The following is a 282-nucleotide window of genomic DNA, read 5'->3' as shown; positions in this document are numbered from 1 at the left end:
GATAACTGGCCTTGTTCTCTGCCAGGGGTCATTGTCAATACCGCTATCTGTGAAAGGGAAAGCGTCTATGAAGCGACAAAAACGAAACAAAGACGACCGCGCCTACAGCCGGGGATACAACGCCGGCCTGGATGGAAAATCTCGTGAGGAATGCCCGTTTGGCACCCTCAGTGCACGTACTAACTGGATGGGCGGCTGGCGCGAAGGTCGCACCGATTTCGCACAAGGAATGCTGGGGGTCTCCAGTATCCAGAATCTGAAAAATATCGGCTAACACCTGAC

Annotated in this window: 1 protein-coding gene; it reads left to right on the top strand. The window is 53.5% G+C overall.

The window, feature by feature from the left end:
• Window positions 1–274, top strand: a 274-nt coding sequence (gene rmf, locus A3714_RS10080) for a ribosome modulation factor (RefSeq protein WP_369817828.1), incomplete at its 5' end; no start/stop codon positions are given.
• Between the last annotated feature and the right edge of the window lie 8 nt (window positions 275–282).

This window comes from Alcanivorax sp. HI0007 (assembly GCF_001635525.1).
Classification (GTDB): domain Bacteria; phylum Pseudomonadota; class Gammaproteobacteria; order Pseudomonadales; family Alcanivoracaceae; genus Alcanivorax.
This window is presented reverse-complemented; position numbering and strand designations above follow the sequence as displayed.